Raw genomic sequence first — 1,819 nt, 5'->3', positions numbered from 1 at the left:
ATGGGCGATGAACAGCTTAAATCATCGTCCCAGAAAATGTCTCGGCTTCAAAACGCCGCACCAAGTATTTATGAAGCAGTTACAATCGCATCAACATGTGGTTGCACTTCGAAATTGAATCCGCCCAATAATAACCAAGCATTATTTTAAAAAATCATGCATTGAAACTGCAAATAACAAAGGAAAACAACATGATTGATCGCGTCCCTCATGTTTCATTTGGTAACTCACCTTGTCTCGTCATCGGAGGGGTTTTATACGGCAGTTCTTTAGGCGCTATTATCGGGGCAATTTCGTTCTGGATCTGTCGCGTTATACTTCCAGGTCCAAATCCTCTTTCGCCGATATTTTTTTCATATTCAATATCCATTGGATCGGGAATTTTTATCGGAGCACTGATAGGCATCGCGACCGGAGCGCTATCTGGTGCAGCAATGGCTACGCTCATCCGCAGCCATAAACTAACAGAATTCGAAGAACGACTTCAACTCAATCTGGATTTCCCGCCGCCGAGCGAAATCACGCAAAGTGATTTTGATTATATTCAGGAATGGAAATATCAGCGGGGCGAGTATTCAAAAATCTAAATGATCTGGCTTTTTTGAAATCACATCTCCCAGTATTACGTCGTTGTGTTTTACATCGTTGTGTTTTACATCGTTGTGTTTTACATCGTTGTGTTTTACATCGTTGCATTTTACAACTTTGCATTTTACAACTTTACGAATCATATCTCTGAATATCACCTGCTGTCCCCCTAACCTGCCAAGAAATGGAAATAACCATGAACCAACACGACAGCTATATCAACAAAATACATGCACAGTTAGACGAACTAACTTTGACGTTGGATGATCTTGAAAAAACCATCAAAGAAAAATCACATCAAGCTCATGTTGCATATACCAACGAAATGACTGATCTGCGAATTAAATTGGTTGAACTACGGTCCAAATTAGATGAATTAAAAGCAGCGAGTGCTGATAATTGGGAAAGTTTGAAAGAACATATCGAAGTTTTGCATCGTGCGTTTGTATCGACATACAGCTATTTTAAAGAAGAAGTTAAAAGAAACGAACTCAAAAAGGAACAAATATTATGAGCCTCGTTCTCCTGATCCTACTATTATTTATTTTAGTGGGTGCCATTCCCGTATGGCCTCATAGTCGCAATTGGGGATATGGCCCGAGTGGCTTGAGCGGCTTGATTATCATTATTCTGCTCATTATGTTGCTTACGGGGCGACTCTAAATTTTTTAGGAACTATTATGTATATATTTAATCATCAGTCAGCAAGAAGACTATACCCACTCATATTTGTGTGTGCTTCCTTTTTCTTCACAACTGCTTGTATTGCAGAACAAAGGCAAGATAACGACATAGCAAAGCAAGGTGATCCACAGCGCTGGTATCAAGAAAAAGACACCCCGGAGGCCTATTTTGCAACACTAAAGAAAGAAGCTTATGCCGTCTATCAAGAGGCCATCGTCGCTTGCAAAATAGTAGCAGCGTCAGATAAGAAGCAATGCATTAAGGAGGCAAAAAAACAGCTCGTAGAAGATCTGGCGGCGGCAAAAAACAACACAGAAAATTTTCGGTAAATTAAGCGAACCATTGCGACTATGAGTTGGCGATTTAAATTAAAAGCTCATTCATATCGGAACCTTGATATTTCAGACTTTTGCCTACGAATTAAAATCGCGAGTTCAACTATGAAGTGCAACTGAAGATAAATGGTTAAAGGTGGGAAGATGCAGTAGCATCCGGCCTTCCAGACCTCCAAGTCAAAGTTGCCCGAAATGACATACACACATCTTAC

The 1,819-nt window shown here is 40.2% G+C and carries 4 protein-coding genes and 1 pseudogene; all 5 read left to right on the top strand.

What is annotated here, in order from left to right; translation table 11 throughout:
• Positions 1 to 118, top strand: a pseudogene (locus ACO0K1_RS20115) (IS30 family transposase); the annotation flags it as partial.
• A gap of 73 nt (positions 119 to 191) precedes the next feature.
• A complete protein-coding gene (locus ACO0K1_RS20110; protein ID WP_423028972.1) occupies positions 192 to 587 on the top strand; it encodes a hypothetical protein in 396 nt (131 codons plus the stop codon).
• A 197-nt stretch (positions 588 to 784) separates the two neighbouring features.
• Positions 785 to 1,102, top strand: a complete 318-nt coding sequence (locus ACO0K1_RS20105) for a hypothetical protein (protein WP_423028970.1) — start codon at positions 785 to 787, stop codon at positions 1,100 to 1,102.
• Positions 1,099 to 1,251, top strand: a complete 153-nt coding sequence (locus ACO0K1_RS20100) for a DUF3309 family protein (RefSeq protein ID WP_423028968.1) — start codon at positions 1,099 to 1,101, stop codon at positions 1,249 to 1,251. Before ACO0K1_RS20105 ends, ACO0K1_RS20100 begins: the two co-directional genes overlap by 4 nt.
• Before the next feature lie 17 nt (positions 1,252 to 1,268).
• Positions 1,269 to 1,601, top strand: a complete 333-nt coding sequence (locus ACO0K1_RS20095) for a hypothetical protein (RefSeq protein WP_423028965.1) — start codon at positions 1,269 to 1,271, stop codon at positions 1,599 to 1,601.
• Positions 1,602 to 1,819 lie beyond the last annotated feature (218 nt).

Origin of the sequence: Undibacterium sp. SXout20W, assembly GCF_049340285.1 — a bacterium.
Taxonomy (GTDB): Bacteria; Pseudomonadota; Gammaproteobacteria; order Burkholderiales; family Burkholderiaceae_D; genus Undibacterium.
Note: the sequence above shows the minus strand (reverse complement) of the source record. Positions and strands in the feature narration are given on the sequence as shown.